This is a genomic window from Streptomyces sp. NPDC054047 (genome assembly GCF_055585065.1).
Map to the genome: position 1 here is coordinate 24,396 of NZ_JBVJKV010000020.1, position 22,081 is coordinate 46,476.

The following is a 22,081-nucleotide window of genomic DNA, read 5'->3' on the forward strand; positions in this document are numbered from 1 at the left end:
GGCGCCGCACGCGCTGAAGCGTTCCGCCACTTCCTGAAGATCGACGGGCGCGCCCGCGTTTCGTCCGCGCGCCGTGCCGCCCCCTCTTCCTTTCTTCGAACACCTGTACGAAAATGAAGGCATGGCCACCATCGACCGCCATGCCACAGCACTCGTACTCGCCCACGCCCTGTCAGCCGCCGAGCGCGGCCTCGCCGTCATCCCGCTCTCCCGCACCAAGCTGCCGGCGCTCCGCTCCCCCCACCACGAGCAGCCCGAACCGACCCCCTGCCACGGCGAATGCGGCCGCCCCGGACACGGCGTGTACGACGCGTCGACCGACCCCCGCCGCATCCGCGAGCTCTTCGCCGCCGCTCCCTGGGCCACCGGCTACGGGATCGCGTGCGGGCTGCCCCCGCACCATCTGATCGGCATCGACCTGGACACCAAGTCCGGTACGGATGCTCCGGCGGCCCTGCGGGAACTGGCGCTGCGCCACTTGTTCACGATCCCGGCGACGGTCGTCGTGGCGACCCCGAGCGGTGGCCGCCACATCTGGCTCGCGGGCCCGCCCGACGCCGTCGTCCCCAACTCGGCGGGGCGCCTCGCCCCCGGCATCGACATCCGTGGCGCGGGCGGCTATCTCGTCGGCCCCGGTTCGCGCACCGAGCACGGCGTCTACAGCACCGTGGCCGGCACCGCCCATCTCCCGCCGGCGAGCTGCCCGCCCGCACTGCTGCGCCTGCTGATGCCCCCGCCCCGCGTCTACCGCCCCACGCTCCCGCAGGCACCCGCCCCGCCCCAACGGGGCCAGGGCCTAGTCCAGTTCGTGCTCGCCGCGCACGAGGGCCAGCGCAACACCCGCCTGTTCTGGGCTGCTTGCCGCGCCTACGAGAACGGCATCGGCGAGTCCCTGACCGAGGACCTCACCGATGCCGCGGTCCAGGTCGGCCTGACGGAGCGCGAGGCACGCTCGACGATCGCTTCGGCGGCGCGCCTGACGGGGTACGCGTAGAGCCCCCTGAAGGGACGCGGTAAGGGACGCCCGCAATGGCGGACGCCCCTTACCCAGCCTGCACGCTCCCCGGCGCCCCACAAGCCGCTAACCACAAGCCGCCAACCGCCAACCGCTAACCGCTAACCGCTAACCGCTAACCGCTAACCGAGCATCGAACGCACGGCCGCACGGTCGATGTTCGTCAGGGCGCGGACCAGCTTCGGGGTGAGGAAGACGATGGTGAGGCCGACCAGGGATGCCCCGGCGATCTGCACCGGCGACTCCAGGTAGAACGCGTGCTGCTCGCCACCGGAGGTGTAGTCGAACACCCGGTAGCCGGGCCAGTCGAGGTAGCGCGGGAAGACCCAGGTGTACGCCGGAAGGAGCGCGACCACCCAGCCGGTGACCAGGAAGGTGACGCTGAGAACGAAGGACACCACGCGCGACGGGAACATCACGACCTGGAAGAGCAGCGCCCGCCAGCCCGCACCGTCCGAGAGCCGCGCCCGCATCCCCGCCCACGCACCCGCGTCCCGCGGCGCCTTCACGGCAGCGGGCCCGGCGACGTCGAGCCCCAGCTGCGCCCGCGCCCGCCCCCGCTCGGCGGCGCCGAACCCCCGCGCACCGGCCAGAGCGGCCGCGAGGACCGGCAGTCCGAGCACGGTGACGAACAGGCCCAGGCCGAGCGCGAACATCGTCACGGCGAAGGTGAAGCCGACGATGGCGACGGGCAGCGACGTCACCGTGTAGCCGATCTCCCGGTAGGTGGAACCGGAAAACGGTGCACGCCAGAAGCCCGGGGACCCGGCGGAGCGCACGGGTGAAGGAGCGGTGGGAGCGGTGGGAGCGGCTGCGTACGGCAGGGCGCTGGTACTCATGACGGGCCTCGAATCTTCACGGTGGGGAGGTGGTGGGGACGTGCCGTGCTGACGTCCTCAAGGCTCGCGAATCCCGACGGCCCGCGACATACGGCGACCCGGCCTCTCGGGGGTGTCACTGGCACCACCCCCGGCCAGGGTGGTGAGACACGCCTCCACGCGCTCCCCCACACACACGAAGCCCCACACGCCCCCACACGCGAAAGGGTGCCCCTCAATGAGAGGCACCCTTTCGAACAGCAGACTGCCGACTGTCAGCCGTCGAAGCCGAAGCCGTGGAGGGCGGTCCCGTCCCGGTGCCCGCCGTCCGCCTGGCCGGCGGTGGTGATCCCGTAGGGGCCGCCCATGTTGGTGAAGGTCTGGCCTGCGTAGCGGCCCTCGCTGATGGTGGTGCTCGGGTCGTCGGCGACGGCGGTACCGGCGGCCAGGAACCCGGCGACGGTGGCTACGGCGAGGGCAGATGCGATGCGCTTCAACACGAGTTTCTCCTCTGAGACGAATCCAGTGATCTCCGCGGAGAACGACACCTCACTCGGCCCGCACCTTCTCCTAGGCTCGCCGCGCAGCGGCCACGTGGAGTACGGGGTTCATCCATGGCTTAGGCCACCTGGGCTCCAGTCCCCGCGTGCGTGATCGGCCCAGGGCCGGAGGGAAGGGCGGGACGTCACGAGGGCCGGAAAAGAGGAAGAGCCTCCGACCGATTGCGCTGGTCAGAGGCTCTCAACCACTGCGGTGGGTGTGGGATTTGAACCCACGGTGACTCTCGCCACGACGGTTTTCAAGACCAGCCGGTTTCCCACACCCAAAGGGCCTCCGACCTGCACGGGGGCCCGACGCTGCCACGCCCGTAGCCTCACGTTGGCCAGAGGATGGCCACGGGCCTCAGTTTGGGCACTCCGGTCAGGTCAGGCGCGAGCCTCAGTGTCTGCCCACAGCCAAGGGGTCCTCTGGGAGAGAAATGGCGTCCGATGACCTCTGTGCGAGCCAGCCGGACCGACGGTGCGAAGGCGCCTCCGTCCGGACGTGCTTGAACCCCAAACGCTCGTAGTAGGCCTGCAGATCTGTGTTCGTGCGCCAAGTGTCGATACGAACCCACTCGCGTCCCTCCAGCGCGGCAACCCGAGAAGCCCAGTCGACGATGCGAACACCGAGCTGCCTGCCTGCCGCCGATCTCGCCACGATCAGTTTGTAGAGGTAGAACGCGGACTCCGGCTTGTCGTCGTCGTTCCAGAAGTCTCGGTCAATGGGCCCACGGCTGACGGTAGCCAGTGCCGCCCCACTGTCGTCGACGACGACCCAGGCCCGCCCGTCATCGATCGTGGCGTGCCATTTGCTGATGGCTCTCGCGCCAGCCTCGCGGTCATTCCACTGATCTGTGCCTCTCGCATGGAGCCACTGTTCAGCTTCCGTCCGCAGCGCCATGAGCGCGGGTACGTCCTCGGCTGCGGCAGGGCGAAGGTACTCAGTCGGCATCGACTTCATAGAGGATCTTGTGCCTGTCTCCTGGGAGGATCGTGACCATGCAGCGAAGAGGTTTCCCGTCTCCGTCGTAACCAGTCCGGGTGTGCTCCGCGACCGGTGTGGCCGACGGCAGAGCCAGCAGTTCAGCCTCCTTGAGTGTCGGCATCCGTACGGCGATCTCATCGCGGTACGTCGCCTGAACAAGGCCGACGGATGCGAGCACTCCGCCGGGTGCGGACACGTCACGGGGTTCCATGAGCGGGGTGCCGGAAACGAGTTCCTGGGGAAAGTACGAGTCCGCGAGGGCGTACGGCCGGTTGTCGACGTACCGCACCCGCTTGCGCGCCACCGCCAGTCCCCCCTCAGACAGAGCTAGCGCGTCATGGACGTGCTTCGGGGGCTCGACGATCGAGACACTGATTTCCTGCCGAGGGCTCTTGCCCTCATCGGCAACGGCGCTGGCCCATTGGTCACCAGCCGTCCGACCCTCCACGGCAGTGGCGTGACGCTTGCGGCTCTCTAGCGTCGTCCAGTTCCACACGACTGGGGGGTAGTCCTCGCGGACGTACTTCCCCTGCCCTTGCCCGGTCACGACTAGGCCCTCATCGACAAGGGCCCGGACGCCGGCGCGCACGGTTTCACGGCTGTAGCCGTACTGGCTCATCAACTTGGCTTCGCTGGGAAGCGCTTGGCCGCCTTCAAGCTGACCCGAATCGATCTGTTCTCGCAGGTCAGCCGCGATCTCTTGCGCCTTCGTAAGTCCGCGTCGCACGTGTCCCCTCCGTCTCACCGGTCTAACTCCTCCATACAAGTTAGACCAGGGGGCTTGACTCTCCAAGACCGAGTGGGCATTCTCATCTCACGGCACTCCTCCAGACAAGTCGTACGGGGTGTCACGTACAGCAGTACTTGCAGACCAGGAGCCCCGCATCGGACGGGGGGAGGTTTCCCGGCGCCTTGTCAGCCGGAGGGCTTAGACCGAAAGGTCACGTCTCCATACGCCTTCGACAGGCGTGGCGGCTCTACCGCCGCCCGCCCTGAAGGAGACAAACGCATCACTTCACCTTCCGCAGCGTTCCGCGCTGCGGCCGGTTGCCTCCGCTGCTCGTCTCGTACGAGCAGCGCTGAGGGGAGCCGGAACACCCCTTCGTTTCCTGGGAGTCCTTCATGAGCGCTGTTGAGATCGTTTCGTTCGGCTACCTGCACGAGGCCCCGCCCGCCGCGCACCTGACCATCGACCTGCGCCAGCACTTCCGCGACCCGCACGTGTCGCCGGAGCTGCGGTACATGACGGCCGATGACGAGCCGGTACGTACCGCCGTGCTGCGCACCCCCGGCATCACGGACCTGGTGGCGGCCACCGCCACGGCGGTCGCCGCGTTCGCCTCCGGCCCCAGCGCCGGAACGGTCACCGTCGCCGACGGCTGCGCCGGCGGCCGCCATCGGGCGCCCACCTTCGCCCGCGCCCTGGCCGAGCAGCTCACGGCAGCCGGGCACTCGGTGACCGTCTCCCACCGGGACCTGAGCAAGGCCGTCGTGCAGCGCTGACGGCTGCCCGCGTCGCCCGGTGATCCGGGCGGCAAGGGGAGCCGGACAGCCCGTCCGGCCGCTCTGCAACCGAGGAGATCGCTGTGACTGCACGCCACTTCATGAAGCCCGGCAGCATCGACCAGGACGACTTGATCGCCGACATCCAGGCGGACGTTGCCTCCGCGCACGGCGCGACCAAAGCGCTGGAAGAGGCCGGTTCGCCCGGCGCGCAGAGCATGCGCGCTGCCACCGACGGGTTCCTCGACGAGCTGTCGGAGGCCAAGGCCGGTACCTGGCAGCCCAAGCACCCGATCTGAGTCCGCGCACCGTCCCACACCAACCTTCACCGCTCATCCACGCACGCACCTCTGAGATGGAGATACGTCATGGCCAAGCACAACGAGATCCACAACGGCGACGCGGGCAACGTCATCGACGCCAAGAGCGCCGAGGTGATCAGCACCGGCGGCGGTCAGGTCATCAACAACAGCGTCGTCGTCACCGGCGAGAACAGCACCTCGCAGGTGATCAACGGCGACAACCACGGCGGGCTCAACATGACCTTCAACCGCCGCTAGATCGCCGCCCCCGCACGATCGCCCCGATGGTCGCAAGGCTGGGTTCGACTCCTGGCCGGGGCACTGCGGTCGCACTCGCTGACCGCTCCGCCGCGCTCACCGCGGCTTCCTCTCAACGGCGCGCACCCCCGGAGCTGGCACTCCGGGGGTGCTGTTTGGGCCGTTGCCACCTGCTAGGGAGAACACGACCCATGAACCACATCGTCACTGTTCAGGACGCTGTTACCGCCTTCGAGCCGTGGATGGAACCCACGGCCGCTGAGCTGGACGCCATCGAGCAGGAGATGCCCGTCATCCTGGCGGACGTCGACCTGTTGGATGCGCAGATCATCACCCTGGACCGCACACCCAACGAGCTGGACGCCAGGCGCCTGCGCCGGGCCCGCCGCAAGGCCCTCGCCGCCCGCGTGACCCTCGCCAACGCCGCCATCGTGCTGCCGGGGGTGGGCGCGTGAGTGCCACCGAGTCGAAGCTGACGGCCGCACACGCTGAGGTGAAGGCCGAGATCGCCCGCACCGACACCAAGACCAGCCTGCTGCTCGCCTTTGTCGGCGCGCTGCTCGCCGGGACCTGGACGATCGCCAAAGACGCGCCCCTGACTGCCCCCGCTTACGTGGTGGGCGGGCTCGGTACGGCGCTGCTGCTCGCCGCGGCGGGCCTGCTGCTGCGGTCGGTGCGCCCGAACTTGGGCGGCCGTCACGGTTTCCCGCTGTGGGCCACGCTCACGGCCGAGGAGATCAGCGCCACCCTCGCGACGGACCTGAGCGCGGATATCGCGGGTCTGTCCCGCATCGCGGTCGCCAAGTTCACCAGCCTTCAGCGCGCGGTCGACCTGACCCGCGCGGGCGGGGCCCTGCTCATCATCGCCGCGCTCATCGCGGTCGGGGGTGCGCTGTGAAGGCGAAGACGGTGCTTCCGGCCGTCGCGATGACGGCCGTGTCCATGGTGCTCACCCTCGCCGTGGTCGTGATGTGGCTCGGCACGGCGGTGCCGTGGCCGGTCGCCCTGGTCGTCGGTCTCGGCATCGACGGGGGATGGCTGGCCACTCTCGCCTACGAACGGCGCCTCGCCGCGCAGGGCGACCACAACCGCGTGGTGACGGCCGTCGGCTGGTCCTTCGGGCTCCTGGCCGCCGGGGTCCTGGTCGCCCACGGGGTGAGTGCCGAGGACTCCGCCGGTGCGTGGCTGGCGGTGGCGTGGCTGCCGATCGCCGCGAAGGCGCTGTGGCTGGTGCACGGCATGTGGGAGCGGACCGCGCTCACCCCGCACGCGCTGGACGCCATCCAGGGGATTCAGCAGGAGGCGCGCGACGAGGCGGCCGTGGCCCGTGCCCGGCTGCGGTCTGAAGCGGCCACGGAGGAGACGCGGTTGACGGCCGTGACGGCCGCCGGGGCACGCGTCGCCCGCGTCCAGGCCAAGACCGCCCGCACCCTGTCGGGGGCGTGGTCGACGCTGGAGACGGCCCGCAAGGGCGAAGGCACGGGCAAGGCGCTGACCAGCGTGACGGCCTCCGTCACGCCCGGCGTCACGGCCCGCTGGGACCTTCCGATCTGGGGTCCGACCGAGCCGGTTCCGGCCCTGGAGACGGCCGCCCCCGCGCTCACGGATACGGAGCTGGATCTGCTGGTCGACGAGATCCGCACCAGTGAACACCCCGCCCTGTCCTACCGCGACATGGCCGCCCGCTTCCGCGCGTCCGGCCATTCCGCCTCGGAGGTCCGGCTGCGGGCCGCGTGGAAGCGCGTCGCCTGATGGCCACGCTGCCGGTCTTCCGGTGGCACCTGGCCCCGGACGGCTACGCCACCCGCCGCCAACTCCGGGCGCGCGGCCTGCGGCCCGGTGGTCAGTGCGTGGCCGCGCAGCTCGAACGGCCACGCCGCCGCCGCGAACCGCTGGTCGCCTACCTCTACCGCGTCGACCTCGCCAAGCCCATGCGGCCGATGACCCCGGCCCGATGGGCGGCTCTGGCCAAGGCGAACGCTGCGCGCCGCGTGTGCCCCGCCTGCTGCCGCGATGCGGGCTACGTCATCCCTGCATCGCTCGGCTCGTGCGTGCCCTGCGCCTACCCCGAACCCTCCGACTCCCCGAGGAGTGCTTGCCATGGGTAAGCCCGACACCCGCCGCCTGGACCGTGAGATCCAGCAGGCGAACCGCAAGCTGGCCGCCGTCCAGAATCGCGAGATGTGGCCGCTGGAGAGCCGCGAACGGCGCGCCGTCGCCTCCGCCGTCGTCAGCACCTCCGTCAAGGTCGCGCGGCACAAGAGCCCCGACCGCGCCGTGACCAAGGCCGACACCGCCTGGCAGGCGGCCGAGACCCGGCTGATCGCGGAGATCGCCGCGATGCAGACCGAGCGTCAGCGCATCGTCAACGAGAACGCCAAGGCCAAGGCCGCCAAAAAGTCGTCGGGGTGGTGGTGACCATGGCCGCCAAACCGGCGCCTCCCGGTGAGTGCCCGCAGTGCTGGCAGCACGCCCACGACAAGAGCATCCACCGCCGCCTCAAACCGCGCGAGGACTGCACGCCGTGCCTGAACCACATGGTCAACGGCTGCCCCTCCCTCGTGCCCAAGAAGCCCTCCCGCTGGTTCTGAGCGCACCCCGCGCCGGGGCGACCTCGCTTCACGGACGCCCCGGCGCCCCTCAACTTCCCGCCCCGGAAGGGGTAGTCAGGAGTCTTTCCGCCATGGGTGACAACGTCGTTCACCTGCACAAGAACCCCGCCCCACCCGCTGCCGGCACCGCGACCGTGACCACCCTGAGCGTGGTCCCCGAACCTGTCGCCGCGCCGGTCGTGCCGCTGTGGGTGCGCTCCGGACGCGCCCTGCGCCGGATCGCCACCGACGAGCGCACCACGACGGCCGCCCGTGCCATGGCCCGCCACAGCATGTACGTGGTGGGCGGCACGCGGATCGTGGCCCGCCGCACCTGGGACGGCCGCACCGGCTCCCGCTACGAACGCATGCTGCGGGCCGCCGAAGCCGCAGGAAACTATGAGGTGGCCCAGGAGTGGGAGGAGCGCCTTCAGCGCTTCCGCGACGCGCGCCACCGCCGCCGCATGGACCTGCTCCACTCGCCCGTGGATGCGGCCAAGGGCGCCTTGGTCGGCACAGGCATGGGCATCGGTACTCTGGTGGCGCTTGGCATCGTGATGGCCATCAACAACGGCAACATCGCCGACGTCATCACCCCGCTCGCCGCCACCATCGACTTCATCGGCCTGCTCATCCGGATCGTGCAAGTCGTCTGGGGCCCCGCCCTCACGATCGGCCCGTTCCTCGCGCTGCTCGCCCTGTGGGCCGTCGGCCACAAGCAGCAGGCCGCCCCCAACTGGGCACTGCCCGCCAACGTCCGCAACGGCGAGGGTGAGCCGATCACACCGTCCATCGTGGTCAAGGCCCTGCGCGACCTCGGGGTGCCCGCCCTGCGCAATGCCATCAAGGAGATGGGCGACGCAGGCGCCGCCATGCTCGGCCCGATCCGGATCGCCGGATGCGGCGTGGAAGTCGACGTGACCCTTCCCTCCGGGGTGTCGACGATCGAGGTGCAGAACAAGCGGCGCAAGCTCGCGGAGAACCTGACCCGGCACGAGCACGAGGTGTTCATCACCATCCCCCAGGCCGCCCGCACGGTGCGGCTCTGGATCGCCGACAGTGGCGCGCTGGACGAGCCGATCGGGCCGTCGCCGCTGGTCACTGACGAGTCGATGACCGCCGACTACGCCAAGGGCCGCGCCCCCTGGGGCCAGGACCTGCGCGGCGACGCGGCGGCGCTGAGCCTGTATCAGCGCCACCTGCTCATCACGGGCCTGTCGAACCAGGGCAAGACCGTGGCCCTGCGCTCCCTCGCGCTGTGGGTCGCGCTGGATCGGTCGGTGCAGTTCCTGATGGGCGACCTCAAGGGCGTGGGCGACTGGGCCATGTTCGACGGCCTGGCCACCACCCTCATCCAGGGCCCCACCGACGAACACGTCATCCAGGTGACCGAGATGGTTGAGGGCGCGGTGGAGGAGATGAACCGCCGCATCCAGGCCCCGCCCGGCACTGTCTTCCCGGCGCTCATCGTGCTGGTTGACGAGGCGCAGGTGGCGTTCATGTGCCCGGCCAAGGACGACGAGAAGCGCCCCTATGGCGGCTCGAAGGCCAACTCCCGCTACTTCATGGCCGTCCGCAAAATCCACAACCAGGGGCGTGCGGTAAACGTCCTGATGTGGCAGGGCACCCAGGACCCCACCAACGAGAACCTGCCCAAGCTAGTCCGCGAGGGCGCCCACACCCGCGCCTCGCTCGCGCTGGGCACCGAATCCCAGGCGCGCATGGCCTTGGGCGACAAGGCCGTGGACGGCGGGGCCGCGCCGAACCTGCTTCGTCCGGGCCTGGATCAGGGCACGTTGGTCGTTGCTTCGTCCGGGATCGACATCCCGCAGGGGCAGTCGTCCCTCACGGTGCGCACGCACTACATCGACGACGACGCGGCCGAGGCCATCACGGAGCGCGCCAAGGCCCTGCGCGACGGCGTGACCACCCTGCACGCCATCGAACGGGGCGAGGAGCGTGACCGGCTCGCCGACATTGCCGCCGTGCTCGGCACTTCCCCACGGCTGCTCACCCAGGACGTCCTCAAGCGGTTGGCGACGCTCGACAGCGACACGTACGGCAAGTGGTCGTTCATCGACCTCAAGCGCGCCTTGGACGGCACCGGCGCTGAGCCCTACAAGTCGGATGGCCGCATGGTCATCGCCGCCGACCGCCTCAGCCGCGCCCTGAAGAACCGCGAGGGCGACGGTTCCGCTTCCGCCGCGAAGTAGAGGGAGGCAAGCCGCTTCTAGTCAGGGAGGCAGGGAGAACTCCCTGACCGCCTCCCTAACCCGCCTCCCTCGCCCTGACCTGCACAAATGATCGCTCAGGGAGGCAGGGAGGCGCCGCAGGTCAGCCCCCTGAAACCCCCTCCACACGCCACCCGACAGGGGGTGCCTCCGCCTCCCTGCCCCATCCCAGAAGGTATTCCGCATGCATCCCGAGACACCCCCTCAAACCGATACCCCGAGCCCCGGACTGAGCGAAGCCCAGGCCGAAACCGAAGCCCGCCGGATCATCGCGGACGCCTACCGGCCCACCGCCTACCGCGACGACGCTCCCCTCCCCGCCCACGGTGACGCCCCGGCCGTAGCTCAGCCCGGACGGCCCCCGATGAGCCAGGGCGCCACCGATGCCAGCGTGCTCATGCTCGCGGGAGGCACCACCACCGTCATGGTCGGCGGCACCGCCGCCGTGCTCATGTACGTCTCCCAGTTCGCCGACCCGATCGTCTGCGGCCTCGTCTTCGGCGCCCCCACCGCCCTCCTGCTCGCCCTCGCCCGGCTCGTCCAGCGGGCCAAGCCCGCCCCCAACGTCCACCACCACTACCAGGGCCCCGTCTACCAGGACCGGCGCAACGTCCACAGCCGCACGAACGGCGTGTGGGCCAAGACCAACAACCAGCAGTAGCTACGCCAAGGGCGGCCCCCGCATCTCGCCAAAGAACTGGGGCCGCCCTTGTCACCAGCACTCTTCACAGAACTGGAGACCTCCAGCATGACGCAACCCACCCGCATCCGGCGAGACGGCCACCGGCCGTTACTGCTGGACCTGTTCTCCTGCGCGGGCGGCGCAGGCATGGGCTACGCCCGCGCGGGCTTCCGCGTGCACGGCTGCGACATCGCCGACCGGTCCAACTACCCCTTCCCACAGCACCAAGGCGATGCGCTGGAATACCTCGCGTGCCTCATTTCGACGGGCGAGATCGAGCGGTACGCGTTCGTGCACGCTTCTTGCCCCTGTCAGGCAGGGTGCGCGTTGACCGTGGGCACCAACCAGTCCCAGGGCTGGGGCGGTACGCACGTCGACCTCGTGGCGCCCACCCGCGCACTGTTGGAGCGCACGGGCCTCCCGTACGTGATCGAGCAGCCCAACGGCCGCGCGGAGATCCGCAAAGACCTCACGCTGTGCGGGGAGATGTTCGGGCTCGGCGTCATCCGGCATCGCAACTTCGAGTTGGGCGGCTGGAGCATCGAGCAGCCGGCGCACGTCGCACACCGGGGCCGCGTACGTGGCTACCGCCACGGCCGGTACTTCGACGGCCCGTACGTGGCCGCCTACGGCAACGGCGGGGGCAAGCCCACGATCCCAGAGCTTCAGGCCGCGATGGGCATCGACTGGACCGATGTCCGCGAGGAACTGACCGAAGCCATCCCACCCGCCTACAGCGAGCACATCGGCCGCGCCTTCCTCGCCTCCCGCGTGCTGGGGGTGGCGGCATGAGCGAGATCCTGCTGAACGCGGCCCTTGAGGCCGCCGAACGCGGCTGGCACGTCTTCCCGCTCCGCCCCGGCACCAAGCGCCCCGCCCTGCACGGCGAAGCCTCCTGCCCCCGCACCGGCGTCTGCGCGAGCGGCCACCGCAAGTGGGAGCAACGCGCCACCACCGACGCGGACCGCATCCGCGCCACCTGGTCCCACGGCGCGTTCAACGTCGGCATCGCCACCGGCCCCTCCGGGCTGCTGGTCGTCGATCTCGACATGCCCAAGACCAACAGCAGTGCGGACACGCCTTGCGGCGTGACGACCTTCAAGGCGCTCTGCGAGCGCACCGGCCGCACCGTCCCGGCTACCTGCCGGACGCGGACCGCGAGCGGCGGACAGCACCTGTACTTCACCACGCCGCCCGACGTGCGGCTGGCCAATACGGCAGGCACGATCGCCCCGTTGGTCGACACCCGCGCATGGGGCGGCTACGTCGTCGCAGCGGGCAGCACCACCCCCGCCGGCCCCTATGAAGCCGTAGGCGGCCCCGTGGCGGCCCCACTGCCCGGATGGCTGCTGTGCATCCTCAAGCCCGCCCCCAAGCCGTCACAGGCCCCCTCAGTGGCCGTAACGGCACAATCCAGCAGATACGCTGACATCGCGCTCGCCAACGAGACCCGCAACGTCTCCGGGGCCCAACAGGGGGAGCGCGAGGCGAAGTTGTTCGCGGCGGCGCGCGCCCTGGGGCGGTTCATCGCGTGGGGCGACCTGCCCCGATCGTCGGTCGAGGATGCTCTTCAGGGAGCGGGCGAGGCGGCCGGATTGCCAGCGTCCCAGTGCCGCGCGACCCTGCGCAGCGCACTGAACTGGTCAATCGCCCACAACCAGCGTCGCCGGGAAGCGGCATGAGCACGCCACCCCGTCCTCCTCTGAAGAGCATCACCCGCACCCCGTCGGGCCCCTGCTCCGCCGAACCCACCGCACCACGGACGGCCGTGGGCGAGCCGAGGGGCGTCGCCGAAGGCGTCCCCATTGCTGTTCGCCCTGACCCGCCATCCGGTGACGGACGGTATCCCGTGGCGTGGCTGCACATCGTCGCCCCGCGCGGCGCGGTGCCCACCGCGACGTCACGGTGCCTGTGCGGCCGTGACCGCAGCGCCGTTGGCAAGCCCCGCGTGCTCGCCCTCATCGACGACCACGCCGCCCACCGCGAAACCTGCCCGCTCCGCACTCCCCAGGAAGGGAGGGCCGCCGCATGACCGACGTCATCGACGGGGCCGCGCTGCTCGACGAGGTGGAAGCCTTTCACCGCCGCTTCAACGTCTTCCCCCACGAGGCCGCCTACGTCGCGGTCGCCCTGTGGGATGCCCACGCTCACCTACTCGACTGCTTCGACTCCACCCCACGCCTCGCCTTCCTCTCCCCTGAGCCGGGTTCCGGGAAGTCACGGGCGCTGGAGATCGTGGAAACCCTCGTGCCCGACCCCATGACGGCCGTCAACGCGTCCGCCGCCGCCCTCTTCCGGTCCGTGTCCAACCCCAACGGTCGGCCCACGATCCTGTTCGACGAGATCGACACGATCTTTGGCCCGAAGGCAGGCGACAACGAGGAACTGCGCGGATTCCTCAACGCAGGCCACCGCCGCACGGGGGTCACCTACCGGTGCATCGGCGATGGCGGCAACCAGACCGTTCAGGCTTTCCCCTCGTACGCAGGCGTCGCGGTTGCCGGACTCGGGAACCTGCCGGACACGATCATGACGCGGTCCGTCATCATCCGGATGCGCCGGCGGGCCCGCAACGAGCGCATCGAACCCTTCCGCGCCCGCATCCACGAGGCCGAGGGCCACAAGCTCCGTGACCGCCTCGCCCAATGGGCCGAGCACGCACGCGGGTTCGTCATGGGCGCCTGGCCCGACATGCCCGAAGGCGTCAGCGACCGCCCGGCAGATGTGTGGGAACCCCTGCTCGCCATCGCCGACGCGGCCGGTGGCGACTGGCCCGCCAGGGCACGCGAGGCATGCGTGACGTTGGTGACCGCCTCCCAGGCCAACGACAAAGGCAGCCTCGGCGTAAGGCTGTTGACCGACCTACGCGACCACGTCATGGGCGGCATCGACCGCCTGCCCACCATCGCCATCCTGGACCGGCTCAACGCCCTGGACGACGCACCGTGGGCCGATCTGAACGGCAAGCCGCTCGACAACCGGCGCCTCTCCAAGATGCTCGCGGAGTACATGACGGGCGACAACGAACCCATCACCTCCCGCAACATCAAGACCGCCGGAAGCGTCCTCAAGGGCTACTACACCGCCGATCTCCACGACGCGTGGGCCCGCTACTGCCCCCCACCCCCCGAAAGTCCGCTACCTCCGCTACCCGGCACCGAAAACCTGGCCTGACCAGCGATAACGAGGTAGCGGCAAGCCGTGCGGCTTGCCGCTACCTATCCGCTACCGCTACCCCGTCCGCTACCTCCGACAGGCCCTCTGACCTGCGAGGTAGCGGAGGTAGCGGAAGTAGCGGCCCTCAGAGACACGGGGGCCAAGCCCCCCTCCTTCTGTCCAAGGAGTCCATGGCATGGCACGCCCACAGAAGCTCAAGTTGTCCGAAGTCCTCACCGAGATCCGCATGAGCCGCGCCGCCTTCTACCGCATGCGCGCACGTGGCCAGGCCCCCCGCCTCCAAAAACTCCCTAACGGCGAGATCCGCGTGAACCGCGCCGACTTGGACGCGTGGTGGGAGAGCTGCGACCAGCGCGCCGCCTGAATCAACGCCACACCATCAAAGGACCGTTGAGGGGACCGCTTCCGGCGGTCCCCTCCGTCATGAGGTGATCTATGAAGAGCCACAACGTGCGGATCTGGGGCATCCGCCGCCGCGAGAGCAAGTCGGCACCCTTCCAGGTGCGTTGGACCGTGGCAGGCAAGGTCCACCAAGAGCCCTTTGCCACGAAGACACTCGCGGACGCCCGTCGAGCGAAGCTCGTCACAGCCGCTGGCGCTGGTGAAGCGTTCGACGTCGCTACGGGGCTCCCTGCTTCAGAACTCCGGGAGGCGACGTCTCCGACCTGGTACGAACACGCCTGTGCGTACGCGCTCATGAAGTGGCCCAACGCGTCTGCCAAGCATCGTGCTGGCATCGCAGAGGCCCTGACTGCCCTGACCGTGGCACTCGTCTCAACCTCCCGTGGGGCACCGGACTCACTCGTCCTGCGCCACGCTCTTCAGGGATGGGCGTTCAGGGTCACGCTCGGGAACGACGGGCAGCACCGGGCTCTGAAGGATGCCGAGCAGGACATTCCGCGCGATGTCCGCTGCGCCCTGGACTGGGTGTCCGGCGCCTCGCTCAAAGTGATCGAGGTGGCCGAGTCGGACAACATCCGACGTGCCCTAACTGCTCTGTCCAAGCGGCTGGACGGAAAGCGTGCGGCGGACAACACGATGAGGCGTAAGCGGATGGTGTTCAGCAATGCCATGCGTTACGCGGTCGAGCGGGAGGTACTTCCTGCGAACCCCTTGGGGCGAATCGACTGGGCAGCGCCGGACACCACAGATGAAGTGGACTTCCAGTACGTGCCAGACCCACAGCAGACACGACGGCTGATCGACGCGGTACGGGCTGCTGGCGGGCGCGGCCCGCATCTGCACGCGTTCTTTGGCTGCCTCTACTACGCCGCTATGCGCCCATCCGAAGTGGCATCGCTCATGAGGCGGAACTGCAAGCTCCCTGCCGAGGGTTGGGGGGAACTGGTGCTCACGCAGAGTCGCCCGGAAGTCGGTTCGGGCTGGACCGATGACGGCCGCTCGTTCGAGGAACGAGGGTTGAAGCGGCGGGCGCGCAAGGCCACGCGCCCCGTGCCGATCCCGCCCACACTGGTCGCGATGCTGCGTGCACATCTGGACCAGTTCGGCACGGCGGAGGACGGTCGACTCTTCCGTGCAGCCCGTGGCGGTCGGATCAGGTCCACCGAGTACACAGACCTGTGGCAACAGGCCCGAAAGGCTGCGCTCACACCGGAGGAAGCGGCCACGCCGCTCGCAGACGTCCCGTACTCGCTCCGGCACTCCGGGGTCTCGCTGTGGATCAAAGCGGGCGTCGACCCGGTGGAAGTCGCACGGCGTGCCGGTCACAGTCCGGCGGTGCTGTGGCGGTTCTACGCGAAGATCCTTCGCGGCCAACAGACGGTGTCGAACCAGATGATTGATGCCGCTCTGGCCGAAGGCGCCTGACCAGGCTTTATGGTGCCTGCCGCTTGGCCACAGGTTGGCCGCACGCACTGGTCAAAGGTGGGACAACCCGAGTCAGGGTGAGACAGGGTGAACGCAGAAGGGGTGTCCCTCGCGGAGGGGCACCCCTTCTGACCAGTCAATACTCTGACCTGCTGCGGTGGGTGTGGGATTTGAACCCACGGTGACTCTCGCCACGACGGTTTTCAAGACCGTTCCCTTAGGCCGCTCGGGCAACCCACCCCGCACCGCCGCTCAGGCGGTGCGGGGTCAAGAGTAGCGGGTCAGCTCTCGCCCTTGCGTTCGCCCAGGACCACGTCGACCTTGTGCTCCTTGCCGTCGCGCGTGTAGGTGATCTCGACGGTGTCGCCCGGCTTGTGGGTCCAGATCTGGCCGATCAGGGTCGGGCCGCTGTCGATCACCGTGTCGTCCAGCTTCGTGATGACGTCGCCGGGCTTGAGGCCCGCCTTGTCCGCCGGACCGTTCGGGGTGACCGCCTCCGTGCCGCTGGCGCCCTCCTGGGAGATCGTGGCGCCGCCCGCCTTCTCCTCCAGGGCGACCGAGGCACCGATCACGGGGTAGACGGCCTGGCCGGTCTTGATGAGCTGCTGTGCGACGTACTTGGCCTGGTTGACCGGGATCGCGAAGCCCAGGCCGATGGAGCCGGACTGGCCGCCTCCGCCGAGGCCGCCGCCGCTCTCCGCGGGCTTGATCGCGGAGTTGATGCCGATGACCGCACCGCCCGCGTCGAGCAGCGGGCCGCCGGAGTTGCCGGGGTTGATGGAGGCGTCGGTCTGCAGGGCGCTCATGTACGAGCTCTTGCTGCTCGCGCCGTCGCTGGAGGTCACCGGGCGGTCCTTGGCGCTGACGATGCCGGTGGTGACCGTGTTCGAGAGGCCGAAGGGCGCGCCGATGGCGATCGTGGAGTCGCCGACGGCCACCTTGTCGGAGTTGGCCAGGGGGAGCGGCTTCAGGTTCGAGGGCGGGCTCTTGAGCTTGAGGACCGCTACGTCGTAGCCCTCGGCGCGGCCGACCACCTCGGCGTCGTACTTCTTGCCGTCCGAGAACGTCGCCGCGACCTTCCCGCCGTCGGCGGCGGAGGCCACGACGTGGTTGTTCGTGAGGATGTGGCCCTGCTTGTCGTAGACGAAGCCGGTGCCCGTGCCGCCCTCGCCGTTGCCGCCCTGGGCCTCGATGGTGACGACGCTGGGCAGCGCCTTGTTCGCGATGTCGGCGACCGTGCCGGGGTCGCGCTTGAGGTCGGCCGGGGTGTCCGACGCGGACACCGTGGTCGAGCCCGTGCTGTTGTCGTTCCGGTCGGCCGCCCAGAAGCCGATGCCGCCGCCGACACCACCGGCGACCAGGGCGGCCACGAGCACCGCGGCGATCAGACCACCGCGTCGGCTCGCGGGCTTGGGCCCCTCGGGGTGCTGCGCCGCGTACGACGCGCCCCACCCGGAGCCCGAGCCGCCACCTTGGGCGTACGAAGGAACGGCGGGCGGCGGCGGAGGCGGCCAGGCGCCGGCACCGGAGGCGTGCGGGGCGGCGTGCTGGGGCGCGCCCGCGGCGGCACCGGCGTGCGCGGGAGCCTGGTGCGCCGTCGGTTCCTGGGCGGACGCCGCGGGGGACGGCGCCGCGAGGTCGGGTGCGGAAGGGTGCGTCGGCTCGGCGGAAGCAGCGGGAGTTTCCACCGGCACAGGAGGCGCTGACGGGGCCGGGGGTACCTCGGTGCCCTCGTTCTCGGTGCTCACAGCTCTTCTCCTCGGTCCACGCTGTCGTTCTCGGTCACGGCCTGGCTGTGCCCAACTGTGCATCTGTCTGCAGTCAGCTTTTCCCATGGGCTGTCAGGGCACCATAAGCCGATCCTGTGGATCCGGCTCTGTGTGCCAGGTCCGGCTCGGTGTTCGCCACCCCTTGGGCACACCTGCGGGTACCCCGTGATGGCACCATGACGCGGTGACCCTCGCACGACAGCACCAGATCCAGGTCGTCGCCCACCGCGGAGCCTCCGAAGACGCCCCCGAGCACACGCTGGCCGCGTACAAGAAGGCCGTCGAGGACGGAGCCGACGCCCTCGAATGCGATGTACGCCTCACCGCGGACGGACAGCTCGTCTGTGTCCACGACCGCCGCGTGAACCGTACGTCGAACGGCCGAGGAGCCGTGTCGGCCCTGGAGCTCGCCGACCTGGCCACGCTCGACTTCGGCTCCTGGAAGAACAACCACGGTGAGGCCGACGAAGGCCCCGACTGGGAGGACACCTCCGTCCTCACCCTGGAGCGGCTGCTCGAGCTGGTGGCCGAGAGCAACGCCTCGGGGCGCAACGTCCAGCTGGCCATCGAGACCAAGCACCCCACCCGCTGGGCGGGCCAGGTCGAGGAAAGGCTGCTCCTTCTACTGAAGCGCTTCGGTTTGGATTCCCCACCCGCCGACGGCCCCTCTCCCGTACGCGTCATGAGCTTCTCGGCGCGCTCCCTGCACCGGGTACGGGCCGCGTCCCCCACTCTTCCGACGGTCTATCTGATGCAGTTCGTCTCGCCGCGACACCGCGACGGCCGCCTTCCCGAGGGCGTCCGGATCGCGGGGCCGGGCATGCGGATCATCCGCAATCACCCCGGCTACGTGGCCAAACTCCAACGCGCGGGCCACCAGGTGCACGTGTGGACCGTGAACGAACCCGAGGACGTCGAGCTCTGCGCCGACCTCGGCGTCGACGCCATCATCACCAATCGCCCCAAGCAGGTGCTGTCCCAGTTGGGCCGCCGCTAACCGCGACCACGTCGGTTACGGGGTGTGCACCGGCGCGTTCGGTCCGTATTCGATCGTTACGAGTGCGTCACCGCACAAGGATTGGCCGGTTTCCGGTCCAGTCCATTGGGGCATTCACACCGTGGCGTGGGGCGAAGGAGGTCTCGGGGGTGGCGTTGGTGGTGGCACGGGAGGTGCCCGCGTCGTCGAGCATGGCCGTACCCCATGGCCCGGCGGGCGTGGGGGAAGCAAGGCACCGGATGCGCGATCAACTGCGCAGGAACGGAGTGCCGGAATCGGTCGTCGACGATGCTGTACTGATCCTTTCGGAATTGCTCAGCAATGCCTGTCGGCACGGCAGGCCGCTGGGCGAAGGAATGGTGGGCGACGGTGATGTCCGGGCCGCCTGGTGCGTGGACGCGGCAGGCCGGCTGACGGTCGAGGTGACGGACGGCGGCGGCCCGACGCGCCCCGTTCCGGCCACGCCCTCGGTCACCGCGCACGGCGGTCGCGGGCTCAACATCATCACGGCGCTCGCCGACGCGTGGGGCGTGCGTGACGACACCCACGGCGAGGTCACGGTCTGGGCAGCGGTCCACGCCGAGCAGCGTCACGAGGACTTCGCTACGCGCGTCGCGGCCCCGTCGGGCGCGGCGATACCCGACCTGGCGTACGCGGACCCCTTCGACGACCTCGACTGACTCAGGCTGGATCCCGACGCCCCATGGGTGAGCGGCTAGGCTCGCGCCCGTACGCCCAAGACGTACGAAGAGCCACGCTGGAAAGCCGCATCCGGGAGACACCCAAGATGGCCAAGAAGCGCCCTCAGACCAAGGGCAAGCAGCCGCAGCTGACGGACGGGCAGGTCCCTGTCGTCGGTGCCCGCGAACCCTGCCCCTGCGGTTCGGGCCGCCGTTACAAGGCCTGTCACGGCCGGGCCGCCGCGCACGCGGTGACCGAGCTGGTGCAGCGCCCCTTCGAGGGCCTGCCCGGCGAGGGCGACTGGGTGGCTCTGCGCGAGCTCGTCCCGGCGGCGACCGTCGAACTGCCCCTGAAGGACGGGCTGCCGGACGGCGTGCCCTCGGTCGCCCTGGCGACCGTCCTGCCGATGGCCTGGCCCGCGCTGCGCCGCGACGACGGCTCGGTCCTGCTCGGCCTCCAGAACGACACGGCGTCCGGCGACATCAGCCGCGACCTCGCCGACACCCTCCAGCGCGCCCTGACCGCCGAGCCCGGCTCCCCGGTCCAGGCGCGCCGCGCCCCCGCCGACGGGCCGCGCCTTCAGGACATCCTCGACCCCGACGGCGCATTCGAGCCGATCGTGCACGCGGGCTTCGAATTCTGGGTGCCGGACTCGGAGAACGCGTCCACGGAGGTCTCCGCGTCCCTGGAGCGGGCCAACGCCGCCGCGATCCCGACCGTGAAGCTCTCCGGTGTGGACTCCGCGTACTGGTGCGAGACCCCGGACAAGAACCACCTGCGCTGGGTCATGCCGCACCCCGAGGAGCAGCTCCTGGACGCGCTCGCCCGCCTGCACGCGGCCGGCACGTCGAGTCTGGGCGAGGGCACCCGCCTGGTCGGCTCCTTCCGGGCGCACGGTCTGACGGTCCCGGTGTGGGACCTGCCGACCGGAATGGGCGCCGAGGACATCGAGAAGCCCGCCGCGGAGTTCGCCGAGCGGCTCGCGACTGCGCTCGGCAGCGATGCCCCGCTCACGCCGGACGAGCGCCGGGCGCGCGGCGGTCTCACCAACCGCCAGGTGACGCTGAGCTGACCCACCAGTCAGTCGGAGGGGAGGGGTGACTCCTGTCACAACTCCCCGTCGTCGCAGGTGAATCCCTGTCTGGATATCCGAGATCGAATTTGCCCAGAGCAGATCTCTTGTTACCGTTCAGGTAGCCCGGTTGCTGGTGCATCCCCCGTCGCCAGCAACCGGGCCCTTCCATGTCCGGCCCGCCGTACGGCCTGACCTGCGATCTCAACTGGCCGTCGGCCGCGCGGAGTTGCTCCCGGAGCGCAGGAGCAACGGTCCACCACTCCCGTCGGCGAACTCCACCACCGCCGAATAGGCCTCGGTATTCCCCGCCGTACGCTCCCGCGGCGTCTCGCACGCCCCCGGCTCGTCCGCCGCGCCCACCGCGCAGTGCGTCTGGACGGTGCGTCCGCCCGGACCCATAACGGTCAGTACGGCGCTCAGCTCATCACCGGTCGTGTTGCGGTAGTACGTGCGCCCCCAGGTGTCGCGTCCCTGGGTCAGAACACACGTCTGGGCTTCGATGCCCTTGGGGGAGGTGAGTTCGGGTCCGCACTGGGCGGCGCTGTCGAGGCCGAGCCCCCCGAGGAGCGACGAGTCACCCGAAGACGAAGATGAAGTCGAGCCCGAAGACGAAGACGCGCCCTCCGTAGAGGGCCGTTTCGAAGTCGGCTTCTCCGAAGAGGGCTGTTTCGCGTCGGGATCCGGCGCCGCCCCCGGTGCCGCGTCCGCCGACCGCTCCGACGGCCCGGCTTCGGCGTCACCGTCGCCCACAGGCCCCGCGGACGCGCCGGCGAGCGGCAGGAGAACCGTAATGGCCACGACGCCCATGAGCGCGATCAGGCGGGGGTTCATAGGGCCTGACACTAACGACGTTTGATGGGCGCCCGGCTCGCCGCGCGCCCATTTCCCCTACAACTCGGGGGCGCTCACACCCGTACGAGTGAGCGCGTCCACCACCGCGTCCACCACGGCCTCGACATCGGGCACCCACGGCGCCGCCGAGCCGGGCAGCGGAGCCCGCTCCCAGCGCACCGGTCCCTGGCCCGTCCCGGAGGGCGGAAGGGCGAGATATCCGCCCTCTCCGTGGAAGCGCAGCGAGCCGGGCACGAAGTCCTTGGCGTACAGCAGGTCGCCCAACTGCTCCATGGAGTACGGCGCGACGAGCAGGAAGAGGCGGGCGGGGGTCGCCACGACCGGGCCGAGCCTGATGCCCATCTGGTCGAGCGCGGCCAGGGCGCGCGCGCCCGCGATCGCGGGCAGACTGACGGCGCACGGGGCACTGGCGCCGGTGGCGAGCACGATCGGCGCGTCCGGGCGGTTCGTCCACCACCAGCGCACCATGCGCTCGTCGGTCGTCGCGGTCAGCAGACCGGGGTCCAGGGGATGTGCTCCCGGCACCGTGCAGTCGGGGTCGGGGCAGGCGCAGCGGGTGTCGTCTCGCCGGTCGAGCCCGACGCCGGGCACCACGGGCCACTTCCATGCCGTCGCAAAGGTCAGTGCCGCGCCGATCAGACCGGGAATCTGGTCAGACTTCCTGCCGGTGAGCCTGGACAGGAGCCTGCGTCGCCTTCCGAGGATCTCGCGCATGAGCGCTCGTTCCTTTCCGTTTACACGCCGAGGAACACGGCGGGCCACATCACACCATGTGT

28 protein-coding genes and 1 tRNA gene are annotated in these 22,081 nt (G+C 69.9%); 21 read left to right on the plus strand and 8 right to left on the minus strand.

All coding sequences use genetic code 11. The annotated features are described in order from the left end of the window. The first annotated feature begins 121 nt into the window (after nucleotides 1-121). The gene (locus ACZ6ZP_RS42095; protein ID WP_351167382.1) at nucleotides 122-994 is read left to right on the plus strand and encodes a bifunctional DNA primase/polymerase; all 873 of its coding nucleotides are present in this window, start codon (nucleotides 122-124) and stop codon (nucleotides 992-994) included. A gap of 143 nt (nucleotides 995-1,137) precedes the next feature. On the opposite strand, the gene ACZ6ZP_RS42100 is transcribed toward ACZ6ZP_RS42095, so the two are convergent. From ACZ6ZP_RS42100 to ACZ6ZP_RS42115, 4 genes are all read right to left on the minus strand, one after another. Further along, nucleotides 1,138-1,854: a sensor domain-containing protein gene (locus tag ACZ6ZP_RS42100; RefSeq protein ID WP_469410510.1), complete on the minus strand. Its 717-nt coding sequence runs from the start codon at nucleotides 1,852-1,854 to the stop codon at nucleotides 1,138-1,140. Between the two features lie 254 nt (nucleotides 1,855-2,108). After that, on the minus strand, nucleotides 2,109-2,333 hold the full coding sequence (locus tag ACZ6ZP_RS42105) for a hypothetical protein (protein ID WP_351167378.1): 225 nt from the start codon (nucleotides 2,331-2,333) through the stop codon (nucleotides 2,109-2,111). A gap of 439 nt (nucleotides 2,334-2,772) precedes the next feature. Then, a complete protein-coding gene (locus ACZ6ZP_RS42110; RefSeq protein ID WP_469410511.1) occupies nucleotides 2,773-3,336 on the minus strand; it encodes a GNAT family N-acetyltransferase in 564 nt (187 codons plus the stop codon). Beyond that, nucleotides 3,317-4,087: a GntR family transcriptional regulator gene (locus ACZ6ZP_RS42115; RefSeq protein ID WP_469410512.1), complete on the minus strand. Its 771-nt coding sequence runs from the start codon at nucleotides 4,085-4,087 to the stop codon at nucleotides 3,317-3,319. Before ACZ6ZP_RS42115 ends, ACZ6ZP_RS42110 begins: the two co-directional genes overlap by 20 nt. 395 nt (nucleotides 4,088-4,482) lie before the next feature. Between ACZ6ZP_RS42115 and ACZ6ZP_RS42120 the strand changes: the two genes are divergently transcribed. The 17 genes from ACZ6ZP_RS42120 to ACZ6ZP_RS42200 all read left to right on the plus strand — a co-directional run bounded on the left by ACZ6ZP_RS42120 (nucleotide 4,483) and on the right by ACZ6ZP_RS42200 (nucleotide 15,931). Then, entirely contained in the window at nucleotides 4,483-4,863 is a 381-nt protein-coding gene (locus ACZ6ZP_RS42120) for a RapZ C-terminal domain-containing protein (protein ID WP_469410513.1), read from the plus strand. A gap of 83 nt (nucleotides 4,864-4,946) precedes the next feature. Continuing rightward, nucleotides 4,947-5,162, plus strand: a complete 216-nt coding sequence (locus ACZ6ZP_RS42125) for a hypothetical protein (protein ID WP_351167362.1) — start codon at nucleotides 4,947-4,949, stop codon at nucleotides 5,160-5,162. Between the two features lie 69 nt (nucleotides 5,163-5,231). Next, entirely contained in the window at nucleotides 5,232-5,423 is a 192-nt protein-coding gene (locus tag ACZ6ZP_RS42130) for a hypothetical protein (RefSeq protein ID WP_469410514.1), read from the plus strand. Nucleotides 5,424-5,614: 191 nt separating this feature from the next. Next, nucleotides 5,615-5,878, plus strand: coding sequence for a DUF6284 family protein (locus ACZ6ZP_RS42135; RefSeq protein WP_351167359.1), 264 nt, complete (start codon nucleotides 5,615-5,617; stop codon nucleotides 5,876-5,878). Next, entirely contained in the window at nucleotides 5,875-6,321 is a 447-nt protein-coding gene (locus ACZ6ZP_RS42140; RefSeq protein ID WP_469410515.1) for a Pycsar system effector family protein, read from the plus strand. Before ACZ6ZP_RS42135 ends, ACZ6ZP_RS42140 begins: the two co-directional genes overlap by 4 nt. Continuing rightward, the gene (locus ACZ6ZP_RS42145; protein ID WP_469410516.1) at nucleotides 6,318-7,175 is read left to right on the plus strand and encodes a protein spdB; all 858 of its coding nucleotides are present in this window, start codon (nucleotides 6,318-6,320) and stop codon (nucleotides 7,173-7,175) included. The genes ACZ6ZP_RS42140 and ACZ6ZP_RS42145 overlap by 4 nt, the downstream gene beginning before the upstream one ends. Beyond that, nucleotides 7,175-7,531, plus strand: a complete 357-nt coding sequence (locus tag ACZ6ZP_RS42150) for an RRQRL motif-containing zinc-binding protein (protein WP_469410517.1) — start codon at nucleotides 7,175-7,177, stop codon at nucleotides 7,529-7,531. Before ACZ6ZP_RS42145 ends, ACZ6ZP_RS42150 begins: the two co-directional genes overlap by 1 nt. Further along, on the plus strand, nucleotides 7,524-7,841 hold the full coding sequence (locus tag ACZ6ZP_RS42155) for a hypothetical protein (RefSeq protein ID WP_469410518.1): 318 nt from the start codon (nucleotides 7,524-7,526) through the stop codon (nucleotides 7,839-7,841). The genes ACZ6ZP_RS42150 and ACZ6ZP_RS42155 overlap by 8 nt, the downstream gene beginning before the upstream one ends. 2 nt (nucleotides 7,842-7,843) lie before the next feature. Continuing rightward, the gene (locus tag ACZ6ZP_RS42160) at nucleotides 7,844-8,014 is read left to right on the plus strand and encodes a pRL2-8 (RefSeq protein ID WP_469410519.1); all 171 of its coding nucleotides are present in this window, start codon (nucleotides 7,844-7,846) and stop codon (nucleotides 8,012-8,014) included. Nucleotides 8,015-8,106: 92 nt separating this feature from the next. Beyond that, the gene (locus ACZ6ZP_RS42165; protein ID WP_469410520.1) at nucleotides 8,107-10,227 is read left to right on the plus strand and encodes an FtsK/SpoIIIE domain-containing protein; all 2,121 of its coding nucleotides are present in this window, start codon (nucleotides 8,107-8,109) and stop codon (nucleotides 10,225-10,227) included. A 202-nt stretch (nucleotides 10,228-10,429) separates the two neighbouring features. Continuing rightward, a complete protein-coding gene (locus ACZ6ZP_RS42170; RefSeq protein WP_469410521.1) occupies nucleotides 10,430-10,906 on the plus strand; it encodes a hypothetical protein in 477 nt (158 codons plus the stop codon). Between the two features lie 87 nt (nucleotides 10,907-10,993). Continuing rightward, complete coding sequence (locus tag ACZ6ZP_RS42175; protein ID WP_469410522.1) at nucleotides 10,994-11,719, plus strand: DNA methylase; 726 nt, start codon at nucleotides 10,994-10,996, stop codon at nucleotides 11,717-11,719. Further along, nucleotides 11,716-12,609 carry a bifunctional DNA primase/polymerase gene (locus tag ACZ6ZP_RS42180; protein ID WP_469410523.1) on the plus strand — a complete coding sequence of 298 codons (894 nt, stop codon included), beginning with the start codon at nucleotides 11,716-11,718 and terminating at the stop codon, nucleotides 12,607-12,609. The genes ACZ6ZP_RS42175 and ACZ6ZP_RS42180 overlap by 4 nt, the downstream gene beginning before the upstream one ends. Before the next feature lie 167 nt (nucleotides 12,610-12,776). Further along, entirely contained in the window at nucleotides 12,777-12,959 is a 183-nt protein-coding gene (locus ACZ6ZP_RS42185; protein WP_469410524.1) for a hypothetical protein, read from the plus strand. After that, nucleotides 12,956-14,101 carry a DUF3631 domain-containing protein gene (locus ACZ6ZP_RS42190; RefSeq protein WP_469410525.1) on the plus strand — a complete coding sequence of 382 codons (1,146 nt, stop codon included), beginning with the start codon at nucleotides 12,956-12,958 and terminating at the stop codon, nucleotides 14,099-14,101. The genes ACZ6ZP_RS42185 and ACZ6ZP_RS42190 overlap by 4 nt, the downstream gene beginning before the upstream one ends. Nucleotides 14,102-14,279: 178 nt before the next feature. Beyond that, nucleotides 14,280-14,468, plus strand: a complete 189-nt coding sequence (locus tag ACZ6ZP_RS42195) for a helix-turn-helix transcriptional regulator (protein WP_469410526.1) — start codon at nucleotides 14,280-14,282, stop codon at nucleotides 14,466-14,468. 71 nt (nucleotides 14,469-14,539) lie between these two features. Further along, the gene (locus ACZ6ZP_RS42200) at nucleotides 14,540-15,931 is read left to right on the plus strand and encodes a tyrosine-type recombinase/integrase (RefSeq protein WP_469410527.1); all 1,392 of its coding nucleotides are present in this window, start codon (nucleotides 14,540-14,542) and stop codon (nucleotides 15,929-15,931) included. Nucleotides 15,932-16,086: 155 nt separating this feature from the next. Here ACZ6ZP_RS42200 and ACZ6ZP_RS42205 read toward each other — a convergent pair. Both ACZ6ZP_RS42205 and ACZ6ZP_RS42210 read right to left on the minus strand, forming a co-directional pair. After that, nucleotides 16,087-16,171, minus strand: a tRNA-Ser gene (locus ACZ6ZP_RS42205). 41 nt (nucleotides 16,172-16,212) lie between these two features. Next, on the minus strand, nucleotides 16,213-17,679 hold the full coding sequence (locus tag ACZ6ZP_RS42210) for a S1C family serine protease (protein WP_361470432.1): 1,467 nt from the start codon (nucleotides 17,677-17,679) through the stop codon (nucleotides 16,213-16,215). Between the two features lie 205 nt (nucleotides 17,680-17,884). On the opposite strand from ACZ6ZP_RS42210, the gene ACZ6ZP_RS42215 reads away from it, so the two are divergent. The 3 genes from ACZ6ZP_RS42215 (at nucleotide 17,885) to ACZ6ZP_RS42225 (ending at nucleotide 20,450) form a co-directional block, all read left to right on the plus strand. Beyond that, nucleotides 17,885-18,697: a glycerophosphodiester phosphodiesterase gene (locus tag ACZ6ZP_RS42215; protein ID WP_351167334.1), complete on the plus strand. Its 813-nt coding sequence runs from the start codon at nucleotides 17,885-17,887 to the stop codon at nucleotides 18,695-18,697. A 62-nt stretch (nucleotides 18,698-18,759) separates the two neighbouring features. Continuing rightward, on the plus strand, nucleotides 18,760-19,377 hold the full coding sequence (locus ACZ6ZP_RS42220; protein ID WP_351167332.1) for an ATP-binding protein: 618 nt from the start codon (nucleotides 18,760-18,762) through the stop codon (nucleotides 19,375-19,377). A gap of 107 nt (nucleotides 19,378-19,484) precedes the next feature. Then, nucleotides 19,485-20,450, plus strand: a complete 966-nt coding sequence (locus tag ACZ6ZP_RS42225; RefSeq protein WP_351167330.1) for a DUF5926 family protein — start codon at nucleotides 19,485-19,487, stop codon at nucleotides 20,448-20,450. A gap of 204 nt (nucleotides 20,451-20,654) precedes the next feature. Here ACZ6ZP_RS42225 and ACZ6ZP_RS42230 read toward each other — a convergent pair whose 3' ends face one another. Together ACZ6ZP_RS42230 and ACZ6ZP_RS42235 are read right to left on the minus strand one after the other, a co-directional pair. Then, entirely contained in the window at nucleotides 20,655-21,284 is a 630-nt protein-coding gene (locus ACZ6ZP_RS42230; RefSeq protein ID WP_469410528.1) for a hypothetical protein, read from the minus strand. A 57-nt stretch (nucleotides 21,285-21,341) separates the two neighbouring features. Further along, a complete protein-coding gene (locus ACZ6ZP_RS42235) occupies nucleotides 21,342-22,019 on the minus strand; it encodes a bifunctional DNA primase/polymerase (protein WP_361470438.1) in 678 nt (225 codons plus the stop codon). Nucleotides 22,020-22,081: the final 62 nt, after the last annotated feature.

What these genes read in the sequence shown, in the direction of transcription:
- ACZ6ZP_RS42225 (WP_351167330.1), top strand. Translation starts at nt 19,485, where the DNA reads ATGGCCAAGAAGCGCCCTCAGACCAAGGGCAAGCAGCCGCAGCTGACG.
- ACZ6ZP_RS42100 (WP_469410510.1), bottom strand. Translation starts at nt 1,854, where the DNA reads ATGAGTACCAGCGCCCTGCCGTACGCAGCCGCTCCCACCGCTCCCACC.
- ACZ6ZP_RS42170 (WP_469410521.1), top strand. Translation starts at nt 10,430, where the DNA reads ATGCATCCCGAGACACCCCCTCAAACCGATACCCCGAGCCCCGGACTG.
- ACZ6ZP_RS42095 (WP_351167382.1), top strand. Translation starts at nt 122, where the DNA reads ATGGCCACCATCGACCGCCATGCCACAGCACTCGTACTCGCCCACGCC.
- ACZ6ZP_RS42130 (WP_469410514.1), top strand. Translation starts at nt 5,232, where the DNA reads ATGGCCAAGCACAACGAGATCCACAACGGCGACGCGGGCAACGTCATC.
- ACZ6ZP_RS42160 (WP_469410519.1), top strand. Translation starts at nt 7,844, where the DNA reads ATGGCCGCCAAACCGGCGCCTCCCGGTGAGTGCCCGCAGTGCTGGCAG.
- ACZ6ZP_RS42135 (WP_351167359.1), top strand. Translation starts at nt 5,615, where the DNA reads ATGAACCACATCGTCACTGTTCAGGACGCTGTTACCGCCTTCGAGCCG.
- ACZ6ZP_RS42230 (WP_469410528.1), bottom strand. Translation starts at nt 21,284, where the DNA reads ATGAACCCCCGCCTGATCGCGCTCATGGGCGTCGTGGCCATTACGGTT.
- ACZ6ZP_RS42235 (WP_361470438.1), bottom strand. Translation starts at nt 22,019, where the DNA reads ATGCGCGAGATCCTCGGAAGGCGACGCAGGCTCCTGTCCAGGCTCACC.
- ACZ6ZP_RS42110 (WP_469410511.1), bottom strand. Translation starts at nt 3,336, where the DNA reads ATGAAGTCGATGCCGACTGAGTACCTTCGCCCTGCCGCAGCCGAGGAC.
- ACZ6ZP_RS42175 (WP_469410522.1), top strand. Translation starts at nt 10,994, where the DNA reads ATGACGCAACCCACCCGCATCCGGCGAGACGGCCACCGGCCGTTACTG.
- ACZ6ZP_RS42155 (WP_469410518.1), top strand. Translation starts at nt 7,524, where the DNA reads ATGGGTAAGCCCGACACCCGCCGCCTGGACCGTGAGATCCAGCAGGCG.
- ACZ6ZP_RS42120 (WP_469410513.1), top strand. Translation starts at nt 4,483, where the DNA reads ATGAGCGCTGTTGAGATCGTTTCGTTCGGCTACCTGCACGAGGCCCCG.
- ACZ6ZP_RS42165 (WP_469410520.1), top strand. Translation starts at nt 8,107, where the DNA reads ATGGGTGACAACGTCGTTCACCTGCACAAGAACCCCGCCCCACCCGCT.
- ACZ6ZP_RS42180 (WP_469410523.1), top strand. Translation starts at nt 11,716, where the DNA reads ATGAGCGAGATCCTGCTGAACGCGGCCCTTGAGGCCGCCGAACGCGGC.
- ACZ6ZP_RS42190 (WP_469410525.1), top strand. Translation starts at nt 12,956, where the DNA reads ATGACCGACGTCATCGACGGGGCCGCGCTGCTCGACGAGGTGGAAGCC.
- ACZ6ZP_RS42150 (WP_469410517.1), top strand. Translation starts at nt 7,175, where the DNA reads ATGGCCACGCTGCCGGTCTTCCGGTGGCACCTGGCCCCGGACGGCTAC.
- ACZ6ZP_RS42200 (WP_469410527.1), top strand. Translation starts at nt 14,540, where the DNA reads ATGAAGAGCCACAACGTGCGGATCTGGGGCATCCGCCGCCGCGAGAGC.
- ACZ6ZP_RS42195 (WP_469410526.1), top strand. Translation starts at nt 14,280, where the DNA reads ATGGCACGCCCACAGAAGCTCAAGTTGTCCGAAGTCCTCACCGAGATC.